The organism is Clostridium sp. Marseille-P299 (assembly GCF_900078195.1).
Lineage (GTDB): Bacteria > Bacillota > Clostridia > Lachnospirales > Lachnospiraceae > Lachnoclostridium.
The window spans coordinates 1,632,004-1,651,718 of sequence record NZ_FJVE01000007.1 but is presented as its reverse complement, the minus strand read 5'-3'; the positions used below and the strand labels follow the sequence as shown (position 1 = coordinate 1,651,718).

Genomic DNA, 19,715 nt, shown 5'->3' with positions numbered 1-19,715 from the left:
TAATACTAAGTTAAACTAATAACTTCTCATATAGTTTAAACCACTTTAGACCAATTGCTTCTAACCCTAAATCTACTTTTCCCTTCAATTGATATCCACATGTTTCATATAACTGAATTGCAGGAAAATTTCCTTCATGAACATCCAAACGTATGGACTTTATATTTGCATCTTTTCCATACTGTTCTGCAAAATCCATTAATCGTTTTCCAATGCCTTGTTTCATAAACTCTGGATGAACTAAGAAGGTATGTATTACTAACACATCTGTGTAGTCGGATTCAAATCCCCACTCTATTTCCTTGTACGCTTCTTCTGATTCATGATTTAGTATTATTGTACCAATAATTCTATCCATGTATTTTGCAACAAATAAAGTTCCTTGTTCAATTCCTTTGTCTGCATCTTCACGAATTGGATAAACCCCTTTCTTCCATCCAGGATAATTAACTCCTTTTTCTAAAGCATCATTTAAAATATCGTATAATCGTTCCAGTTCATCCACATCTTTTAAAGTAGCCTGTTCAATAATTAATTCCATATATAATCCTCTCAAAATATTGTTATAAGCGTAATTTATTTTAATCTCTATTAACTTTCTGAATTTAAATTAACGGTCTTCTAACTTGGATAATAGATACTAAAATCTTCTAACGCGGATATTAGCCAATAAATTTATAATATAATCTTATTCATTATACAAAACTATATTAATATTTTCAATTATTTTCCATATTTGATTAAATTTGTACTCTTTTGAGCAAGCTTCTATACTCCAAATGCATAAGTCTATAAGAACAACGAATATGTCAAAATATTCAACCATTTTTTAAAAGGAGCAACATAGTGCTTTAAGAGATATATTTTAAACTGCACACAGGTGCATCAAAGCGGAGGATTTTTACCTTAAAGGATGTACTCCCAATACAAAAAAAGTGCTAGAAAAGACTGCATACAGCCTATCTAACACTTTCTATCTATTATAATTTACAACCTATTTTAACATGCACTAAAATAATTACTTTATAGCATACACTTATGATTAAATGTTAACTAAGGTTTTTATTAATCTTTTGGATCCTTAACATCCATATAATCACTTTATTACAGCACTTATAATTATTTCTTAACAAACGCTTTTATTTCTCGTATTGATTCACTAACATCCATCCTTTTTATCATAAAGTACATAATATAGCATCCAGCATAAAGTAAAGTACTTAAATAATTTTTAAATATCCAACCCGATATCATAAAAATCACACACATTAGCGATTCTAAGTAAATATCTTTCTTTACATCCACCTTAATATATTTTGATAAAATCATTTCGGCGAATATACAACGAAACGCAATCACCAAAACAATAGATACAATTGAAAGGAATAAATTACTTAATACATAAATTGATATTATTGTAAATAGAAAACTTACTAGTACAGAAACTAAATTTACAATCAAAATCCACTTTTCTTTTCTTAGTATCTTTAAATAAGTACTCACTAGCATAGACATTTTACTTTCATAGATACATATCGGAAAAAGTAAGGCGATATAACTTAGACTTTCAGCATAACTTGGTAACCACAATGCCAAAAGTTCTTTCATTGGATAATAAAAAATCATAATACCTAATAACGGTACCATAAAAAGATTACATAAGATAGAATAAAACTTTGGCAAATCATCATTATCCGCTCTGCGAAGAATTGGATATATTACAATGCTTACTGCGTTGATAACCACCATCATTAAATTTGAGATGCTTAAAGTAAGAGATATTTTTCCAAAGGTTGCAATATCCCAATGATCTTCAATTCCCATTCGCATAATCCCGATAATTAACATACTCGCTATATTGGATAATAAGATTTTACTTCCTACAACAATATTTAAATAAGCTTCATAAAACCCTGTTCTCAACTGTCCAATTCGTTGGAAAATCATATCTTTACATTGATATACTAGCCAAGTTAATGCGACAAGTTTTCCGACTAGATCAGCTATAATTAGCATCGTAAAATCTAAAGTACTAAAAGCAAGAAAGAAAAAAATTGTGGCGATATAAATAATGCGGTCAATTATAGTAGCTTTTACATATTCCTTAATTCGATTGGTTGCCATCAATAAAAATATGATAAAATCCCTAGGGATAATAATTACACCACATAAACATGTCATCAATAAAACAAGTTCTTTCTTTTCTGAACCAATAAAAAGTAGAGCACAAATGCTTCCTATGGCAGCAAATAACAATGTATAAAGTACTATTAACCAAAACTGTTTTGATAAGATTTTCTTATCTAAATCCTTATACTCTTTTCCACCATATCTAAGATAAATTCCATTTGGTAATCCAAGATGAAAAAATATAACATAGGAAGAATATAAAAGATAGAGCTGAAAATATCCATATTCCTCAACCCCTAATACTTTTGGTATCACTAAAAGAATAAATACAGAAACTAAAAATGTAACGATATTTGCCATTAAGGTACTAGAGAGATTTGATAGGAAATTTGAAATATTTTTATTCAATGTAATGCCCTCTCTATTTTGTATTTTTCAAATATTAATTCACCTAAAAAAATCAAGGATACATTGGAAAATAGATTTGGAATAAAAGATTCTGTTATTCCATAAATGGAGAGGCTTATAATTAATAATAGCTCCCTATACTTTTTCATTTTCACGTATCGATAAATAATTACCATATTAGCTACTACATAAAAAGTGGTAAAAATGAGTCCATAATTTAAAATAAGTTCCACATAACCACTATCTAAAACGATGGGATCAAAATTTAGATTATTACCAAATAGTCGAATGGAGTAAGTATCCAAATAATATTTACTAAAAGTAATTCTCCATTGCATTAATCGATCAATTGTTCTTAGATTGGGAATGTTATTATAAAAAACTGCTGGGATAATACTAATTAAAAACCCAAAAGGAACCATTGCAAAACAAAATGCATTCTTAAGCCTCGGTAAATGATTACTTTTAAACCATATCATGATTGCAATTGCAAAAAAACCAATTATCGTTGATGTTCGACTATAAGACCTTGCATATACTGAAATATTCACTATACCTAATAAGAAAAGATGAATTAAATTTAACTTTTCATAATATATGTACATAAATAATAGTAATAAAATGATAAAAGATAAATGAAATTGGTTCGGATGTGAAAACCCCATACTGTAACGAATTACGGAAGCTTCTCCTCTTAAATGAGTTATCATCGTATTCTCAATGATATCAAAGGACGAGAGACTAAAAAGCAAAAGAAACGCTGACAACCGAATCCAAAAACAAAGTTTCATTAACTTTTTTATATCTACTCCTTTTAAGCCAATGAGTGCTAATACACTCAAAAAACCACCCGCTTTATTTGTCTGATAAAAAATAAGTATCCCCAGAACACCTAACGTAATTATAATTAACAATTCTCTGAATTCATACTTAGAGTCAATCAGTTTGTATATTAAAAATAGAAATCCTACGAGTGAAAAAGCAAGGAATATTTTATTATCAGAACCTTTGTTGATTGCTTCTCCAAATTCTAAGATAATAAAAAAAAGATAGTATTTTACATCTGTTTTTTTCAATTTCGACAACTTTGGATATATGCTCCGAACCTCTATACCGTGTTCCATTTTCTCTCCTAGGCACCTATTTTTCCACATACTCAATATATAATTTTCTTAATTTACATGCTTCATTCTCAATATTATAATGCGAATTTTTAATGACTTGGTTATTTTCTTTTATATATTCTACTCGGTCAAAATTACGATACTTTAATATCTTGTTTGCCCAAATCTCTATAGCCGTATTTAGATGAACAAAATCAAAATGTTTTAAAATCTTTGCCTCACGAGGTACAGCAGAGGACACTACACAAGGAAGTCCCACCGATTGTGCTTCTATTGCTGCAATCCCTAAACCTTCAAAGCGTGATGGAAACACAAAAACATCCATTGCCTGTAACAAGTTAGTTATTTCCTGGGTTTCCCCATAGATACATACTACTTTTTCAAGTCCTAACTCTTTTACCTGTTTCTCTAAACTCTCTCGTAAATCGCCATCTCCGATTAACAAAAGCCTACATGAACTGTCTTTTTTATATAGTTCGTTAAATATGTTTATAAGAAACTCATGATTTTTTTGATAAGAAAAATGTCCAACATGACCTACTACAAAGTTATTTTCAAAATTTAGCTTCATTCTTACATCATTTCTTACTTCTTCATTATAAATATATCTAGAAATCGGTATTCCATTATGAATGACTGTATATGAATTCTTTCCAAACAGCCATTTGCCTGCTTTTTTACTGCAGGCAAATGCATGAGTGTAGCTGTTTTTTAATAGGAGTTTTAAAACTTTGTTAAACACTTTATGATCACAAGTACTATTATGGCAATGTGCAATTCTTACCTTTACCTTACATAACTTTGCTGCTGCCATTTCAAGTCCTAAGGTATTGCTATTTCCATGGGCATGCACAATATCATACTGTCCTATACTTAAAATAACCGCCAACTTTATCATGTATTTCATTGGATTATCGTTTCGTGTAATATTTTCGTAAATGGTTCCCCCGTTATTTTTTATCTCTTCTTTCATATTTTCAGGAACTTCACTTGGGGATAGAAAATCGATTTGCATATCTGACTTATCCATCTCCCTATAATAATTCATAATGCTATTGGTGATTCCATATAAGCCAAATCCAATGGTAGAGACTATCAATACCTTGATCATAAAATCCCCCTAACTTATTTCTTTTTCTTACCAAATACCTCATCAAGAACATCTTCTGTAAGATTTTGAAATAAAGGCCCCCTTGCCAATTGCGCATAAGTAATACATGTATCTATTAAGTTAAATTCTATAAATATTGGGTCTGCATTCTCATCAACAGCAATATCCCAGCCAATAAATCCAAAATTTGCAAAACGTGGATGTAATGATTTCACTTGTTCAATCATTTTATCAAATCCTGGCATTTTCTTACCTTCAAAGGCATAAGAACTTGGAATATTTTTGACCTTATTACCACCATCATCATAAGCATCCAGAAAAAAATCACCATTTTCCTTGATCGCTATGGATACACCACCTTGCACTATATTATCCAATCTACTCCCTGATCTTCCCACCCTTATAAAGGAAGACAATATATATACTTGACCCTTATATAGAAAAGACTGAATTCTCACAGAATTTAAAGAAGAAGGATTCAATTTACTTAATTCCTCATGTTGAGTAATAACTTGCTGTATAACAAAATCCTTTTTATATCTTTTTAAATTCTTAACTAGTTCTCTTACACTATCCGTATCCTCCATAGATATAAAAGTAATATTACGTCCTCCTCCAGAATCAATCGAAGGCTTAATAATGACTTCTTTTTCTCTCCTACACAACCTAATTACTTCACTTAACGTAATCGGCTTAAAATTATCATCCATCAGCATTCCATTGATGTTTTTTGCAATTGTATACGGTACTTTGTAGCCTTGAAAAAGCAAGTTATAATAGCATTTATTAGAAAATGCATCCATAGTTTTTAAATTATTAAAATGAGGCTCAATTTTAGAATGAAAAATTACATCAGGAATTAATCTGACATCCTTTAAATTATTCTTTGTCTTGTACCACCTAAAATCTTTCGTACTTGTTCGACAATATTTTTTCCAAAAAGAACGAATTTCTCTTTTATATTCAGGGCTTATATTCTTCACATTTTTGCATTTTTTTAATGTTTTATATTTATAAACCACCCACATAATGCTTTGATAAAAATGGGTGAATACTTTATATACCCAAATAAATAATTTATCTTTCATATCCTTCTCCTATCCATCTTCAATTTATTTCTTTTAGGCTGGCTATTATGGGATTTTCATATAGCTCCCTAATTCAGCATCAAATGAATAAGGAATTATTTTATCAAATCCTGCTCCATCGGTAAAAGTAATCTCACCAAAATAGATTTTTTCATTTATAATATAAAAATCGACTCTAGCCATATGAAAGGACTTTGATAATTTCTTTGCATATTCTATTAATAGTTCCAGTTCCTTCGGCTTTTCTACTTTCAACTCGGAAGTATAGGAAAATTTTGTCCTACAATGAGTCAACTCTTTCCACTCAAGATCATAAAGCTTCATTTTATGCTCTGAAAATCGATCCATATGAAATTGGATTATCTTAGGCTCTCCATGAAAGCATAAAAGTTTGTAATCATTTGGGCCCTTTTTACTTCTGTCACATAGGTATTCTTCAATAATTATTCTTGGCTTCACAATTCCGTAAAACCACTCTCCATAGCAAGGAAGATATTTTTCCTTTAACCACTTGCTTAATTGCTTTTTGACCTTTGCTTCATTTAGCTTACTTTTATCTTGACAAATAATATTAAAGCCCGATCCATGGGTAACTTTTATAACAAACTGATTTGGAAGAGACTCAAATGGAATCAAATTTGGATCATAGCCCTCCCACAACAATGGAATTAAGAGTTCTTCGCATCCGCATTCCTTTATATATTTCCGAACTCTATATTTATCCGTACAATTTATCATCTCTCTTGTAAAACCATTGAACTTAATCCACTGAATTTTTTCATTATAAGTTACAGGTTTTTTCATATTTAACTTATATCCATTTTTTAAGAAGAACATTATTTTTATTTCCAATAAAGGATTAATTTTATAGAGTATATTCATTGGAAATAGTATTAATTTTTTTAACATCTGATTCATTGCACTTTTAAATACCTTCTTTCAATATGAATCTATCTATTTTACGTCTTAATACCTTCTTTCAATAAGACCCTAACCATCTCACTTCTTTCTCATTTCTAAAATATATTTCTCTATACTATCAATAATTGCATTGGTATTTGACTCATAGTTTATAACGGAAAATGTATTTATTTCTTTTAAAATGTTTTCTAGTTCCTCAAGCTTTAGAACGCCCATAATAATCTTTTCATCCATTAATTGTTTTATAATTTGTTCTTGATGATCATCCACATGTTCATTAAATTCATGTAACCTTGGTACCGCAATTACCTTTTTGCCCAATTTTACTGCTCCCATGATACTACCTGTTCCCCCATGAGTGATTACAAGTTCACTTTCAGAAACTTTTTTTATAAATACATCACGATCTAAAAAGTCTTTGAACGTATAATTATGAGGCTTATAATCACAAAAACCAGTTTGAGCAAATATTTCATCCGTAATTATTTGTTTTTCTACCAACTCATCGAGATATTTTAACAAACGATTAAATTGGAACTTTTGAGAACCAACCGTTACAAAGATCAATATAAGCCTCCTTTATAAATTGCATTGGGATAAAATTTTATTAACTCTTTCCATTGAATATAAAACTGATCTGCAAATTTATATAAAAACTTCCCAGTTAAGGTATGAGAAGTAATTTTTGCAAATGATTCAATAAAGATTATTTTTTTTCGAAATAACTTTGCAAACATGCAAATTGGGATTACAGATAATACTCCAGTAGTGATAATAATATCTGGCCTCTCTTTTAGGTAAATCCCAAGGGATTTAAATATATTAATCAGTATATAAAAGGGATATAATTTTTCTCTTCTATTTACCTGCTTTAAATAATAAGTCTTTTTATTCTCTATATCACATGCCTTAAAGTCCGTCTTTTCAGTAAGAAGGAAGCTATCGTATTTCTCCATTAATGGTTTTAATAACAATAACTGTTCAAAATGACCTCCTGTGGATGCAGCAAAGCATATTTTTAATTTCATTTAGGATCCTCTTAACAAAATAGCACCTATTATCGGTATTCCTGTTAACTCCAATTTTTCTTTATATTTTCTGCTGGATTGATAACTTACTGTATTCGCCTCAATCACAACTACTATTCCTTCACAAAACTTAACTGTTTCCATTACATTTAAAACTTCATCAATTGACGGTAACTCAAGTAATATATAATCATATGACTGTGATAATTTTTCCATTAGCTCTCTAGATTTTTCTATATCTATTCTTACAGTTGACTTTTGAATTGCTTTACTAGATACGATAATGTCTAGATTTTCAAAAGCTGTTTTACATAGATTTTCTATCATTGAAGCGATGTTAAAAAGGAAATAGGAATCAATTAAAATAACCTTTCTTTCTGCTTTTGCCAATGCTATTGCAAGGTTCAATGAAACAACGCTTTTCTTATCATCTTTATTGAAGCTTGTAATTCCAACTATTTTAATATCCTTTTCTAGAAATAAAAGGTTATTTCTTAATGCTTCATATGCTTCGTTTACATGATAATCGGTACTAATAAATCCTTTGATTTCTATTTGCTCCATTTTAACCTCCATACTTTTACCGCATCTCAATTTTTTAGTAAAAGATATCTCCTTATTTTAAACGTTTTCTTCTTTTCTTTCGGTATCGAACCTATTACTTTAATTTCAAGGTATTTTTCAATATCCACAGAGGTTTTTAAAGTATCATCCGAAAGGTGATAGAGCACAATAATAAAAACACCAATCATCCCACCAATTGCTCCTCCTAATACCGTATTAAATTTAATATTCGGTTTTGAAGGAGCTTCTGGTTCATTCGCCTCTACAATCCGTATTGCCTGTTCATTCTGGGTAATCGATGTGATTAATCCTGTTGTTGTATCTCTAATAGAATCGGCGATTCTTCTAGCTATCACTGGATCTTTATATTCCACTTTAATATTCAATATTCTTGTTTCTTCTGGATTTTCTACCGTAATATACTTTAATAATTCTTCATGTTTCATATTAAGTCCAAGATCTGATATTACTTGATTCGTAACTAATCTGCTGGTTACAAGTACCATATAATCCTTAATTAGATACGAGCTTGTTTCAAGGTCTGTATACGTAATCTCTGAGCTACTGTCTTGATTGCTTAGAATATATAACTGTGTAGTAGACTCATACTTCCTATCCATGATAAAATAGCTGATTATAAATAAAAGGAACGCTAAACCTATCCCTGACAAAAAAACAATCCATATTTTATGAACTACTACATGAAATAACTCTTTGACATCAATCTCACGATCATCATATGAATTGTTAGTTTTCATTGGCTTAATACGCTCCTTCTTTCATAATAACTACTTTAAATGTCTTAAGAATAATTATTAAATCTATTTTTAAACACATTTCTGTTATATACTTAAGGTCCAAATACATCCACTCTTCAAATGATAATGTATTACGTCCACCGATTTGCCAATAGCAGCTTAACCCCGGTTTAATGAGATGTCTTATATTTTCATACTCATTAAAATTAGCTGTTTCACTTGTTACAAGGGGCCTTGGTCCTACAATACTCATATCTCCACGAAGGATATTTAGTAACTGCGGTAATTCATCAATGCTGTATTTTCTAATAAATCTACCTACCTTTGTTATTCTAGGGTCTTTTGAGATTTTAAAAACTGGGCCATCCATTTCATTCAGATCGGATAAATCCGCTTTCTTTGATTCCGCTCCTTCATGCATACTTCTAAATTTATAAATCGTAAATACCTTCCCATTCTTACCAGTTCGTTGTTGTAAAAAGAAAATTTTCCCTTTAGAATCAAGTTTAATCGCAATAATGGTAGCCAAAAATATTGGCCATAGTATTATTAAAGCTAGAATTGAAAGCATAATGTCGAATACTCTTTTTACAATAAAATATTTTCTTTTCTGAATAAGATAGGCCTCCATATTCTCTGGAAGTACGATTTGCTTATTAAAATTGTTCTGCTCCATCTTATATTTAACCAGCTTACTTTTATTCAGCTTTATTTTATTCAGCATGTAATGTATTATATGTTAAGTACTTAGAATGTTTAAACAAGGGTACGTAAAATTTATATTATGACGATTAACACTATTTCAAGTTATTCTATAAGATAATTATTGGTATATGATGATCTATTATATTTGTCTTAGTGCAATGAGGCTTATACTAACCCAACAATATTTATACATTAATATTCACAGTTAGAATGTTATATGATGTTTATTACTAAAATTGCAAAGTTAAGCATGTACAGATTTTAGGAAGGGTTTAAAACCTTTAGAATGTTAAGACATAATGAATTATACTTAGTTCATTATTACGAAATAATATTCAGAAGAATCCAATAAAGTCAGTATGAATGCAGGTGTAGCTCCCCGTATCTCAAGATGACAAAAAGTCCATAAAAAAAGTGTTAGAATAGACTGATGTTTCAGTCTACCTAACACTTTTGATAAATTATTTAACAACGATATTATAAATTCTACCTTTTACGTAGATTTCTTTTACAATTGTCTTACCGTCTACAAGAGAAGAAATAGTTTCAAGTGCCATTACTTTTTCACGAACAGCATCTTGTTCATCTTCTCTACCTACAGCGATAGTTGCTTTTACTTTACCATTTACCTGTACAGCAATTTCAATGGTATCTTCTACAGTTTTTGCTTCATCATATTCTGGCCATGTTGCTTGATAAACACGTCCTTCCTTACCAATTGCCTGCCATAATTCTTCTGTGATATGAGGAACAACAGGATTTAATAAGATTAATAATGTTGCAAATTCAGCTTTTGTAACGCTACCAACACGGTAAAAATCATTTACTAAAGACATCATTGCAGCAATCGCTGTATTAAATTTAAGATTTTCATAATCAAGAGTTACCTTCTTAATAGTTTGGTGCATTCTAGTTTCTAATTCCTTAGAATACTCATCACCATCTACTAACATATCTTGAAGTTTCCATACACGGTCTAAGAAACGTCTACAACCTTTAACACCTTCATTTGACCATGATGCACTTAATTCAAATGCACCAATGAACATTTCATAAGCACGAAGTGTATCTGCACCAAATTCATTAATAATATCATCTGGGTTGATAACATTTCCTCTAGATTTAGACATCTTCTCATTATTTTCACCTAAAATCATACCATGAGAAGTTCTCTTTTGATATGGTTCTGGAGTGCTAACAAGTCCTAAATCATAAAGGAATTTATGCCAGAAACGAGAATAAAGTAAATGTAGTGTTGTATGTTCCATACCACCATTATACCAATCAACTGGCATCCAGTAATCAATTGCTTCTTTACTTGCAAATGCTTCGTCATTATGTGGGTCAATATAACGTAAGAAATACCAAGAAGAACCAGCCCATTGAGGCATTGTATCTGTTTCTCTGTGTGCCTTACCACCACAACATGGGCAAGTAGTTTCTACCCAATCTGTCATTGTAGCAAGTGGAGATTCTCCATTATCCGTTGGTTGGTAGCTATCAACTTCTGGAAGCATTAAAGGTAATTCACTTTCAGGAATTGCTACATAACCACATTTATCACAATGAACTAGAGGAATTGGTTCACCCCAATATCTTTGACGTGAGAATACCCAGTCTCTTAATTTATAGTTTACTTTCTTCTTGCCAATGCCCTTTTCTTCAAGCCATGCAATCATTTTTTCTTTTGCATCTGCTACTTCAAGACCATTTAAGAAATCGGAATTAACCATAACTCCAGTGTCTGTATTTGTATATGCTGCCTCTTCTACAGAACCGCCACCTACAACTTCAACAATAGGAAGGTTAAATTTCTTTGCAAAATCCCAGTCTCTTTCATCATGAGCAGGAACCGCCATAATAGCACCTGTACCATAAGTCATTAAAACGTAATCTGAAATCCAAATTGGAATTTCTTTTCCAGTAGCTGGGTTAATTGCTGTAATTCCTTCTAATACAACGCCAGTTTTTTCTTTTACTAATTCTGTACGTTCGAAATCAGATTTTTTAGATGCAAAATCACGATATTCAAGAATTGCATCCCAGTTTTTAACTTCATCTTTATATTTATCAATATATGGATGTTCTGGTGAAATAACCATATATGTTGCACCAAATAATGTATCTGGTCTTGTTGTAAATACTGTTAATTTATCATCCTTATTCGCAAGTTTGAAATCTACTTCAGCACCTACAGAACGACCAATCCAGTTCTTTTGAGAAACTTTTACCTTATCAATATAATCAACAAGATCTAAGTCTTCAATTAATTTCTCAGCATATTCTGTGATTTTTAACATCCACTGACTCTTAACTTTACGAACTACTTCGCTACCACAACGTTCACAAACACCATTAACAACTTCTTCATTTGCTAAACCTACTTTACAAGAAGTACACCAGTTAATTGGCATTTCAGATTTATAAGCAAGTCCTTTTTCAAATAACTTTAAGAAAATCCATTGTGTCCATTTATAATAACTTGGATCTGTAGTATTAATTTCACGATCCCAGTCAAAAGAATATCCAAGTGCTTTTAATTGGCTTTTAAAATGAGCTACGTTATTTTCAGTAACTACCTTTGGATGTATTTGATTTTTAATCGCATAATTTTCAGTTGGAAGACCAAATGCATCCCATCCCATCGGATAAAGCACATTGTATCCTTGCATTCTACGTTTTCTAGCAATAATATCAAGTGCAGTATAAGGTCTTGGATGACCTACATGAAGTCCTTGACCAGATGGATATGGGAATTCTACTAAAGCATAATATTTAGGTTTTGTAAAATCATTTTCAACCTTAAATGCCTTTTCATTGTCCCAAATATCTTGCCATTTTTTTTCAATGTCTTTTGGTGAATATGCGTTTATCATTGTTGTTCCTCCATAAATGTATTTAAAATAAATATAAATATATGAAAATATATCGTATATGTTAATTAAAATGTATAAACACTTACGTTACTATATTTTTAGAATTCACTCTAAAAATATATACTTAACAAGTTTATAATAATAGCTACATATGTGCAAGGATTTCTAATAATATTTTTCATCTTATTCTTGATTTAAAATAATATATCATCCCTATCTTAATCATTGATTGATAAAAATCCAGCTAAACTTCCTCGTTTATCACCACTTTTACGGTGGGAATATAATAAATCTGAATTGCACATAGTACAAACAGCTGAAACTGTAATGTGTTCCTTCGTTAATCCTGCATCCAGTAAAATCAAACGATTGGCTTCCCATAGATCAAGTTGATACTTACCGTCTGGCTTTGCTTCTAAAAAAGCATCCACTTCTTGTTGATTAAATTCCTTTGCAAAAGCATCTGCAACATCTTTACTTACTTCATAACAATCCTTGCAAATACAAGGGCCAATTACTGCAACAATATCTTTTGGATTACTGCCATAGTTTGTTTCCATCTCTTTTACAGTAACTTTACCAATCTTTTGTACAGTACCTCTCCAACCGGAATGTGTTACCCCAATCGCTTTCTTTACTGGGTCGACAAAATATATTGGAACACAGTCTGCCGCAAACACAAGCAAAGGAACCCCTGGTTCATTTGTAATGTGTCCATCAATTTCTTTATAATCTCTTGGACGAATGATTCCTTTCCCTAGGTCATCTTTTGTAGCAACTCGAACATTTGCTTTATGCACTTGATCTGTAAAAACTAAATCATTTGCACGAATACCGATGCTATTACAAATACGTTCATAGTTTTCTCTAACGTTACTATCTTCATCTCCTCGATGAAAACCAAGGTTCATAGACTCATATATTCCTTTACTAACGCCTCCAAGCTTTGTGGAAAAACCATGTTTAATAAAATCAAACTGTTCTAATACAGGAAACTTTAGATAAGGGGTAGACTCTACATTTGCCAGGATGGTAAATTCATTGATTACTTTATCTGCCATCTGATTTCCTACCTTTCATTTTATCAATGGTAAAATTATCTTATTACATTCTTAACCATTTTTATTGTTCTAAGACTTCTGAATTGAAATATGTTCTAAAATGCATCAAATGCATTTTTAATTAATTCTATGTGATTATCTAACTGGACAATTACATCAAATCTACAAGGTATAAACTCAGAATATCCATGAAGGTACATGTAATACTTTGCAGTTAAGATGATTCGTTTCATCTTTCTTATATCTACCGCTTCATGTGGTTGTCCAGTTTTCGTATTACTACGGAACTTTACTTCCACAAAAACAAGATATTCTTTTTCTTTTGCAATAATATCTATTTCACCAGTTTTGCACCTAAAATTATGTTCAAGAATTTCATAACCATTTTGAATTAGGTACTCACAGGCTTCTATCTCCTTCTCGTTACCAAGAATACGTTTATTCTTATATTGCAAAAGATTTATCCCTCCTTAGTATAGACCTTTCCTTTCATTTTGTCCATTTTATCAACAAATACCATAACTTCTGCCACTACTTCATACAGCTCCTTAGGTATATAATCACCAATTTCTAATTTTGATAAAGTATTGGTAAGACTCCCATCCGTATGAATCGGTATCTCTGAATCTTTTGCAACCTCTATTATTTTATCTGCTAAATAGCCTCTACCACTTGCAATAATTCTAGGTGCGTCATCATCGGGTTCATAGGACAATGCAACTGCTGCTTTTCTTTGATTTGAACTTTGGTTCTCTAAATTTACATTTGTTTTTTTATCTTGCATACCTAACCCCCATATGATGTAAGTTTACACTTTTACAAAAAGTATTGTAAGATAGATTCTCATGAAAAGTATTCGATAATACCTTTTTATAAGAAGTATTTGTTAATATGTTCTTATTGAAAATTTTTAATATTAGCTTCTCATGATAGATATTAGTTGATATCTTCTTATAAAAAGTTTTTTATAAAGCTTCTTCGATGAATTGGTGATGGTCCTAATTCTTTTAATGCGGCAATATGCTTTGCAGAACCATATCCTTTATTTGAAGCAAAATCATATCCAGGAAATATCTCATCATACTGAACCATTAATCGATCTCTTGTGACTTTTGCTACGATACTTGCCGCAGCAATTGAAACACTTCTAGCATCACCTTTTATAATAGACACTTGTTTTGTTGTAACTTCTGGAATATGAACGGCATCATTTAGTAAAACATCAGGCACAACGCTTAATTTTGAGATTGCTTGTCTCATAGCCTCATAAGTTGCCTGTAAAATATTAATATTATCAATTGTCTCATGAGATGCACTACCTATTCCAACACTAATTGCTTTCTCCATGATTTCATCATACAACTCTTCTCTCTTTTTTTCACTGAGTTGTTTTGAATCATTGATATAAAGAATTTCACAGTCTTTTGGAAGGATAACAGCACAAGCGATTACAGGACCCGCAAGTGGTCCTCTACCTACCTCATCGATACCACAAATATAAGTATAATCACTATATTTATGTTCAAATTCTTTCATACTTTCAAGACGTATTCGTTCCTTCGCTAATTTATCTAATTGCTTTTGATAGGACTCCACAATACGAATCACACCAGCACGTTCATCTGCTTGGTATTTACTTATCATATCGACTAATTCAGCTTCGCTAGCAAGTGCAAATTTTTCTTTTATCTCAGATATTTTCTCCATTGCTATCCTCTTCTGGTTTTTCTAATGTAATTTTTGCAATACGACCATTTCTAAAATCGTCTAACACAAATCCAGAGGCTTTTAAAAGATCAAGTGCTCCACCTTTTAGTAAGCAAGCTCTCTTTTCTGCAATACGATTTAAAGTCAAGACACCATCTTCAGATTCTTCAATTCCATACTTACTTTCTAAAGCGCCTTTATAATTTGAAACTAAAAACTTACATAACTCATATGCTAAATCCGTTGGTTGTAAAATATCATCATTAATAGAACCAATAAAAGCGATTCTCATTCCAACGTTTTGATCCTCAAACTTAGGCCAAAGAATACCTGGAGTATCAAGAAGTTCAACGTTTTTATTAAGTTTAATCCATTGTTTACCTTTTGTTACACCTGGCTTATTTCCTGTTTTAGTCACTGCTCTACCTGCAAAGCTGTTAATAAAGGTTGACTTCCCAACATTAGGAATACCAACAATCATTGCACGAATTGGGCGATTTAAAATACCACGTTTACGGTCTCTTTCAATTTTTTCTTTACAAGCCAATTTAATTACTTCATGGACATTTTTTACACCGCTACCTGCTTTTGAGTTAACCAGTGCAACAAAATATCCTTTATTCTCATAATAAGCCTTCCATTGCTCCGTTACTTTTGGATCTGCCATATCATATTTGTTTAGCAATAGAATTCTTGATTTGTTTTTTGCTAAGTCATCGATGTCAGGATTTTTACTACTGTAGGGAATTCTTGCATCAACAAGTTCAATCACTACATCAATTAATTTTATATCCTCCTGCATCTGTCTCTTTGCCTTGGTCATATGACCAGGGTACCATTGAAAATGCATATTATTACTCCATTCTTTGCACGTTTGTGCAATCACTTCCTATTTAATTATCTATATTAGTGTTACCACTTAAGGCATCCTTAGATTCATCTGTAGTAGAATCAATTGTGTTTTCCCCAGTGGTTTCATCTGTTGTTTCCTCTGTTATTCCATCCTCAGATGATGATGGTTTCATATTCATCTTATTTATAATTTCAAGTGGATCTAACGTAATCCAAGCTTTACCGATAATATCACCACGTACTACGTTTCCGATGTTAAAAAATCTAGAATCTTCACTATTATTGCGATTATCGCCTAGTACAAAATATTCATCGTCTTCTAATACAATTTTTTCTTCCGCAAGGCCAGGAATGTTAATAGGCTCTACATTCATTGGTTCCTCTAGTAATTCACCATCAATGTAAACTTCACCATCAATGATCTGGACGGTCTCTCCAGGTAGTCCTATTACGCGTTTTATATTATAATAACTATGCTCACTTCCACTTTGTTTAAAAACAATTACATCAAACCTTTTTGGGTCTCTCTTCCAATATGCTAGTTTACTAATTATAATTTTGTCATCCTCTTGTAAAGTATTTTCCATGGATGAACCAAGCATTCGTGTACGTTCAAATGCAAAATTTACAATAAAATAAGCCAGTAATATAACTGCTGCAATTTCAACAATCCAAATGATTGTCCTTTTTACAATCTTATTTATCTTGACACGTTTCGGATCTTTTTCAAAATCATATCTCATAATTTCAAACACCTTTTGCCTTTTTTAATACATATATTATAACGAATCTTTTAATATTTTCAAACATAAATACTACAGGATTCTTTATATTTATAGATAATATCATTTGTTTCAATCAATCGTACTACGAATCTTATCACAATAGTTATATATAACTGCTAAGCACAGTCGTTTTGGCGCACTATGAATTTGTATAACTTACTCTTTCATTTGCACAAGTGCACATCCTATAATCAATAGGTATGAAAGAAGAAAGAGGTCGTCTAAAAGAATTCTTTTAAACAACCTCTTTATAAATCATACCTTATGTGGCAAATTATTTAACTAATTCTTTAACCTTAGCCTTCTTACCAACTCTATCACGTAAGTATGTTAATTTAGCTCTTCTAACCTTACCACGTCTAACAACTTCAATCTTCTCAACGATTGGAGAGTGTACTGGCCAAGTTCTTTCAACGCCTACACCATTAGAAGTTTTTCTTACTGTGAAAGTTTCTCTAGCTCCACCGTTTTGTCTTTTTAAAACAACGCCTTCGAAAACCTGAGTTCTTTCACGGTTACCTTCTTTAACTTTAGCGTAAACTTTAATTGTATCACCTACTGCGAATTCAGCGATATTTTCTTTTAATTGTGCATTTTCAATGCTTTTAATAATATTGTTCATGTTGTGACCTCCTTAAAATTTAGATGTTCTTACTACGTCTTATTCTATGTGTTTTTCACTCCTGTACAGAGGAACATCTCGTCTCACAATTTGATATTATAACATATTGATTTCTTGAATGCAATACAAAAAAATAGCTTTCTATGATTATTTTGTCACAGAAAGCCATTTTTATCAATTTTCATTTTTTACTACTTTGTTATTTTTGTATTTCAACCAATTACATAAGTAAACTTGATATATTTTTTGGTTATTAGTCTTTTAGTTTTGGGAATATTTTATACTTCCTACTCTTCTACGTATGCAAATTTAAAGAATTTAAATCCTAGTGGTGAAGTATAGAACCCTTTCAACTTATCAGCTTTTAAATATTTATCTGTATAGAAGTAAATTGGGATAATTGGCATATCTTCTCCTAAAATATCTTCTGCTTGATGCATGTATGCAATTCTTTCAGCTCTATCACTAGACGCTTTTACTTTTGCAATTAATTCATCGTATTTTGGATTTGAGTAATTTGCATCATTGTTTCCACCATTTGTAACCCACATATCAAGGAAGGAAATTGGATCATTGTAATCTGCTAACCAACCATGACGTGCGATTTGATAGTCCCCTGCATCTCTTGTTCCGATAAATACAGCCCAATCTTGTGCAGAAATTGATGAGTTAATATCAAGTTTTTCTTTCCACATATATGTAATTGCTTCTGCGATTTCTTGGTGTGCGGAAGAAGAGTTTATCATGTACTCAATGGTTGGGAAACCTTCACCATTTGGATAGCCAGCTTCTGCTAAAAGTTTCTTTGCTTCTTCTACATTTTTATCATAATCAGCAGGATCTACACTATACCACTTATTCGCTACATCGTGGAATTCTTTTGTAGTATCTTCATCTGTTAAACCAGTTGCAACAAATGTATCTGCTGCTTGCTCTCCACCTTTAGAAACATAATCAATAACATATTGTCTATCAATTGCAAGAGACAATGCTTTTCTTACTCTAACATCTTTTAAAGCATCAACTTCTACATTTAAACAAAGGAAATAAGTTCCTAATTGACCTTCCACATAGTAACCATTACCTGTCATACGTTCTACATCAGCTGTAGGAAGATCATCACCAAATAAGATTTCACCATTTTCAAAAGATGCTAAAATTGTATTATTATCTTCCATTAACTTAAAGTTAATTGTTTTTGGTCCTAATTTATCAACATCATAATAATATTGATTTTGTTCATATACCATTTCAGATTGATGTGTCCAAGACTTTAACACATATGGTCCATTTCCAATATAAGTTGCTGGATCAGTAGCCCAAGTATCTGGGTTTGCAGAGATAATATCTTCTCTTAATGGATATGTTGTTGGGAATGCACAAATTTCTAAGAAATAAGGTGTTGCAACTGTTAATGTAACTTCTAATGTCTTACTATCAAGAGCTTTAATCCCTAATTCAGATTTATCTTTCTCGTTCGCCATGATTTCATTTGCATTTACTACCATGTCAATCATGTAGTTGTAATCAGAAGCAGTTGCTGGATCAACAGCTCTTTGCCAAGAATATACAAAGGCATCTGCTGTAAGGTCTGTTCCATCTGACCATTTAGCATCATCACGAATCTTAAACGTATAGACAAGATTATCTTCACTTACCGTGTAACTCTCAGCCATACCTTCAACAATATTTCCCTCTTGGTCTAATTTCATTAATCCCTCAAACGCATGATTAATTAAAGTACCACCATCTACAGCGGTGTTCAAGGTTGGATCGATGGTCTCTGGTTCTGGACCAACGCTAACATTAATCCCATAATCTCCTTCTGGCTTGGTTGCATTGCCACCTGAAGAAACTGAGTCATCTTTCTTACCACAACCGGTTAAAATTGTTGTTCCTAGCATAGAAACCGCTAAAAGCATAACAACTGCTTTTTTAAAAAACTTATTTTTCATAGTATCCTCCTCTTAAATTG

The 19,715-nt window shown here is 31.4% G+C and carries 20 protein-coding genes; all 20 read right to left on the bottom strand.

The window, feature by feature from the left end; all coding sequences use genetic code 11:
• Positions 1-10: 10 nt before the first annotated feature.
• The 20 genes from BN4220_RS15115 to BN4220_RS15020 all read right to left on the bottom strand — a co-directional run bounded on the left by BN4220_RS15115 (position 11) and on the right by BN4220_RS15020 (position 19,695).
• Positions 11-541, bottom strand: coding sequence for a GNAT family N-acetyltransferase (locus BN4220_RS15115; protein WP_066718167.1), 531 nt, complete (start codon positions 539-541; stop codon positions 11-13).
• Between the two features lie 578 nt (positions 542-1,119).
• Complete coding sequence (locus BN4220_RS15110; protein WP_066718162.1) at positions 1,120-2,538, bottom strand: lipopolysaccharide biosynthesis protein; 1,419 nt, start codon at positions 2,536-2,538, stop codon at positions 1,120-1,122.
• On the bottom strand, positions 2,535-3,662 hold the full coding sequence (locus BN4220_RS15105) for a hypothetical protein (RefSeq protein WP_066718154.1): 1,128 nt from the start codon (positions 3,660-3,662) through the stop codon (positions 2,535-2,537). The genes BN4220_RS15110 and BN4220_RS15105 overlap by 4 nt, the downstream gene beginning before the upstream one ends.
• Positions 3,663-3,678: 16 nt before the next feature.
• On the bottom strand, positions 3,679-4,773 hold the full coding sequence (locus BN4220_RS15100) for a glycosyltransferase family 1 protein (RefSeq protein ID WP_066718151.1): 1,095 nt from the start codon (positions 4,771-4,773) through the stop codon (positions 3,679-3,681).
• 14 nt (positions 4,774-4,787) lie between these two features.
• Complete coding sequence (locus tag BN4220_RS15095; protein WP_066718149.1) at positions 4,788-5,861, bottom strand: sugar-transfer associated ATP-grasp domain-containing protein; 1,074 nt, start codon at positions 5,859-5,861, stop codon at positions 4,788-4,790.
• A gap of 45 nt (positions 5,862-5,906) precedes the next feature.
• Positions 5,907-6,779, bottom strand: coding sequence for an ATP-grasp fold amidoligase family protein (locus tag BN4220_RS15090; RefSeq protein WP_066718147.1), 873 nt, complete (start codon positions 6,777-6,779; stop codon positions 5,907-5,909).
• Between the two features lie 81 nt (positions 6,780-6,860).
• Entirely contained in the window at positions 6,861-7,349 is a 489-nt protein-coding gene (gene pssE, locus BN4220_RS15085) for a PssE/Cps14G family polysaccharide biosynthesis glycosyltransferase (protein WP_066718146.1), read from the bottom strand.
• Positions 7,346-7,810 carry a PssD/Cps14F family polysaccharide biosynthesis glycosyltransferase gene (gene pssD, locus BN4220_RS15080; RefSeq protein WP_066718144.1) on the bottom strand — a complete coding sequence of 155 codons (465 nt, stop codon included), beginning with the start codon at positions 7,808-7,810 and terminating at the stop codon, positions 7,346-7,348. Before pssD ends, pssE begins: the two co-directional genes overlap by 4 nt.
• On the bottom strand, positions 7,811-8,374 hold the full coding sequence (locus BN4220_RS15075) for a hypothetical protein (protein WP_066718141.1): 564 nt from the start codon (positions 8,372-8,374) through the stop codon (positions 7,811-7,813).
• Positions 8,375-8,400: 26 nt separating this feature from the next.
• Entirely contained in the window at positions 8,401-9,132 is a 732-nt protein-coding gene (locus BN4220_RS15070; protein ID WP_066718138.1) for a YveK family protein, read from the bottom strand.
• Between the two features lie 4 nt (positions 9,133-9,136).
• The gene (locus BN4220_RS15065; protein ID WP_082812335.1) at positions 9,137-9,808 is read right to left on the bottom strand and encodes a sugar transferase; all 672 of its coding nucleotides are present in this window, start codon (positions 9,806-9,808) and stop codon (positions 9,137-9,139) included.
• Between the two features lie 490 nt (positions 9,809-10,298).
• On the bottom strand, positions 10,299-12,713 hold the full coding sequence (leuS, locus tag BN4220_RS15060; RefSeq protein ID WP_066718135.1) for a leucine--tRNA ligase: 2,415 nt from the start codon (positions 12,711-12,713) through the stop codon (positions 10,299-10,301).
• Positions 12,714-12,931: 218 nt separating this feature from the next.
• Positions 12,932-13,774: a peptidoglycan editing factor PgeF gene (gene pgeF / locus BN4220_RS15055; protein ID WP_066718132.1), complete on the bottom strand. Its 843-nt coding sequence runs from the start codon at positions 13,772-13,774 to the stop codon at positions 12,932-12,934.
• A gap of 95 nt (positions 13,775-13,869) precedes the next feature.
• The gene (locus BN4220_RS15050) at positions 13,870-14,229 is read right to left on the bottom strand and encodes a YraN family protein (RefSeq protein WP_197467945.1); all 360 of its coding nucleotides are present in this window, start codon (positions 14,227-14,229) and stop codon (positions 13,870-13,872) included.
• A 5-nt stretch (positions 14,230-14,234) separates the two neighbouring features.
• The gene (locus tag BN4220_RS15045) at positions 14,235-14,558 is read right to left on the bottom strand and encodes an EscU/YscU/HrcU family type III secretion system export apparatus switch protein (RefSeq protein ID WP_066718126.1); all 324 of its coding nucleotides are present in this window, start codon (positions 14,556-14,558) and stop codon (positions 14,235-14,237) included.
• 167 nt (positions 14,559-14,725) lie between these two features.
• Positions 14,726-15,481, bottom strand: a complete 756-nt coding sequence (locus BN4220_RS15040) for a ribonuclease HII (RefSeq protein ID WP_066718122.1) — start codon at positions 15,479-15,481, stop codon at positions 14,726-14,728.
• Complete coding sequence (gene ylqF, locus BN4220_RS15035) at positions 15,465-16,331, bottom strand: ribosome biogenesis GTPase YlqF (RefSeq protein ID WP_066718120.1); 867 nt, start codon at positions 16,329-16,331, stop codon at positions 15,465-15,467. The genes BN4220_RS15040 and ylqF overlap by 17 nt, the downstream gene beginning before the upstream one ends.
• A gap of 43 nt (positions 16,332-16,374) precedes the next feature.
• Positions 16,375-17,076 carry a signal peptidase I gene (gene lepB / locus BN4220_RS15030; protein ID WP_082812425.1) on the bottom strand — a complete coding sequence of 234 codons (702 nt, stop codon included), beginning with the start codon at positions 17,074-17,076 and terminating at the stop codon, positions 16,375-16,377.
• Between the two features lie 316 nt (positions 17,077-17,392).
• Positions 17,393-17,740 carry a 50S ribosomal protein L19 gene (rplS, locus tag BN4220_RS15025; protein WP_066718117.1) on the bottom strand — a complete coding sequence of 116 codons (348 nt, stop codon included), beginning with the start codon at positions 17,738-17,740 and terminating at the stop codon, positions 17,393-17,395.
• Positions 17,741-18,027: 287 nt separating this feature from the next.
• Positions 18,028-19,695: a peptide ABC transporter substrate-binding protein gene (locus BN4220_RS15020; RefSeq protein ID WP_066718115.1), complete on the bottom strand. Its 1,668-nt coding sequence runs from the start codon at positions 19,693-19,695 to the stop codon at positions 18,028-18,030.
• Between the last annotated feature and the right edge of the window lie 20 nt (positions 19,696-19,715).